The organism is Pseudomonadota bacterium (assembly GCA_010028905.1).
Taxonomy (GTDB): domain Bacteria; phylum Vulcanimicrobiota; class Xenobia; order RGZZ01; family RGZZ01; genus RGZZ01.
Genome location: RGZZ01000602.1, coordinates 1 through 2,640, shown reverse-complemented (window position 1 = coordinate 2,640; position 2,640 = coordinate 1). Strand labels below are relative to the sequence as shown.

The window sequence follows — 2,640 nt, the reverse complement described above, 5'->3', positions numbered from 1 at the left end:
GGGCGGCTTGTTGTAGTACGGGTTCACCACGAGGATGCCGTCGACGCCGCAGGCCTCGGCCTCACGCGTGAGCGCCACGCTCGCGGCGGTGTCGTTGGAGCCGGTTCCCGCCATCACCGGGGCCTTGCCCGCGGCCTTCTTCACGGCGCGGAACAGGGAGAGCTTCTCATCGTGGGTCAGGGTCGGCGACTCGCCCGTGGTTCCCGCCACGAGCAGGGTGTCTGTCCCTTCCGAGAGCAGGCGCTGGGCAAGGGCCGCTGCCTGTTCGAGATCGACGCGACCCTGGGGGTCGAACGGGGTCACCATGGCCGTCACGACGTGGCCGAACGTGCTCACTCCTCACCTCCGGAGGTCTTGGAATCATGAGACTGCTGGCACTGCGCGAGAATCGCACCGAACGGGGCCGACGGAGGAGCGTCTGCGACCGTGCGGGGCTTCTCGGAGGCGTTCGCAAGACCGCTGCGAGGCGTCGCTCTCCGATGCTCGTCATCAATGACCGAGGCTTCAGTCTTCCCATGGATTCGCGACGGGGTGGCGTGAATCATTCCGCCCACCGCAAGACCGCTGAGAGATCCTACGACGAATCCGAGAAAGCCGAAGCACAGGGCCAGGATCATCAGGTTGTGGAACGTGCCCGCCTGAAGACCGACGAAGGGGTTGAGCGCCATCGCCGCAGGAAGGGCCATCGACACGCCGAGCATGCCCCCCGCGCAGATGGCCGCGGGTCGCACGAGGCCTTCGACCCAGCCATGCGGCGCCGCCCGCCAGCGACAGCGTGGTCACGACCATGGCCATGATGGTGACGTACAACGCGGTTGCGCACTTCCTCGCCGAGATTCCCCGTGATTCGACGCAGGCGTCGCGTTCCCCCGCGCGGGCGCGGGTAACCGCGAACCCTGCGGGGGACGACAGGTCTGGTCGCGCACGTCTCGCCCCAGGGCAGGACGTGGCCCAGCCTCTTGCGGCGTCAGCCGGCCGGGACGGGCGCCCCCGCATGGCTCAGGAACTCGTCGTGCAGCGCCACGACCGCGCGCGGCATGTCAGCGCCGTCGACGAGGCACGAGACCGTGATGTTCGAGTCGGTGCTGTGCAGTATCCCGATGCCCGCGGCCTGGAGCGCGGCGTGGATGCGCCCCACGACGCCCGGGGTGCCGCGCATGCCCACGCCGACCAGGGAGATCTTGGCACAGTCACGTCGCACGGTGTGCGAGAGCCAGAGCTGCTCGAGCGCGTCGGTGACCTTGTCGACGAACTCCTGCTTCACGATGAAGTAGAGCTGGTCCGGGCAGATGTTGATGAGGTCGAGGCTGATGCCGATCGCGGTCAGGCGCTCGAAGAGATGTGCAAGGGCGCGGTCCTTGGCTTGCTGCGACACGCTGGGCAGCGACACGATGACGTGCGAGACCGGCATGAGCGGGGTGATGCTGGTGACCACGCGCTGGCGTTCGAGGGCATCGGCGGGCGGGTCGTGTCGCACCATGGTTCCGGGGTGGTTGGTGAAGGTGCTGCGAATCCGCAGGGGCGTTCCGTGCGCCTGTGCCAGGTCGACCGAGCGCGGGTGCATGACCTTCGCACCCTCCACGGCCAGCTCGCCCAGCTCCTCATACGACATCTGTGAGATCAGTGCGGCGCCGCTGTACACGCGCGGGTCGGTGGTCATGACCCCTTCGACGTCGGAGTAGATCTCGACCGCCTCCGCGCCGAGCGCCACGCCCAGCGCAACCGCGGTGGTGTCGCTGCCTCCGCGGCCCAGGGTGACGATGCTGCCTTCCGGCGCGACACCCTGGAAGCCGGCCACCACGGGTACGAGGCCCGCTCGCACGGTATCGGTGATGGTGCCCGGCGCGACGCTCATGATCTGGGCTTCTCCGTGATGCCCGTCGGTGCTGATGCCGATGTCGGCGCCGACCATCGCGGCGGCGGCGATGCCTTCCTGCCGAAGAACATGGGCGCAGACCACCACCGAGATGATCTCGCCGCACGCCATGAGCATGTCGAGCTCGCGCCGATCACGAAGATCTCGCGGCACGAAGTCGAGCTGGCTGATGAGCGTGTCGGTGGCATAGGGGTCGCCGCGCCGGCCCATGGCGGAGACCACCACCACCGGACGGGCGCCGCTGTCGAGGGCGCCTCGAACCTTGGTGACGAGAAGCTGTCGCCCTTCTTCACGGGCGACGGAGGAACCGCCGAACTTCTGGACGATGATGCGTGTGGCTGTGTCGGAAGAGGTCACGTTCGCGATGGTCTCCAATGCCCGCCCTGTTTGGACGCGCCCCGCCCGGCTTCCTCGTCGCTCGCCGCGAGGCACACGGATCTGAAATGGGAATACGCGCCTCACCCGTGAGGGCGACGCGCGCTTCCGAGGAGCCGGACGTATGGACCGCTCCGGGAGCGAGGAGAGATGTGGGCCGTCCTCCACGAGGGAGGCGCGGCCTTTTTTGGTACACCCATCCTTCACGTCGGTCGCGCGCGCGGGCAAGGGCGGCTTGTTGCCGCCACGATAACAGTTCATTGCCGCGACGTTGCGGGTTCGTTGCCAGGAGGTTGCCGGATGTTGCCGCGATTGTCGGGGGTGTTGCCGGACCTCGCCCTACGGGTTCGGAGAGGGCCCGCTCGACGGGGGGGCTGAAGGCAGGCTCG

At 68.1% G+C, this 2,640-nt stretch carries 3 protein-coding genes; all 3 read right to left on the bottom strand.

The features are described from left to right. Nucleotides 1-336 (bottom strand): 4-hydroxy-tetrahydrodipicolinate synthase (locus EB084_23370; protein ID NDD31202.1); only part of this gene is annotated, 336 nt, incomplete at its 3' end. Then, nucleotides 333-731, bottom strand: a complete 399-nt coding sequence (locus EB084_23365; GenBank protein NDD31201.1) for a hypothetical protein — start codon at nucleotides 729-731, stop codon at nucleotides 333-335. The genes EB084_23365 and EB084_23370, both read right to left, overlap by 4 nt. A 236-nt stretch (nucleotides 732-967) precedes the next feature. Continuing rightward, a complete protein-coding gene (locus EB084_23360) occupies nucleotides 968-2,512 on the bottom strand; it encodes an aspartate kinase (GenBank protein ID NDD31200.1) in 1,545 nt (514 codons plus the stop codon). Nucleotides 2,513-2,640 lie beyond the last annotated feature (128 nt).

Bases quoted from the DNA above. Each gene is read 5' to 3' on its own strand.
- EB084_23360 (NDD31200.1), bottom strand. From the start codon at position 2,512: ATGAACTGTTATCGTGGCGGCAACAAGCCGCCCTTGCCCGCGCGCGCG.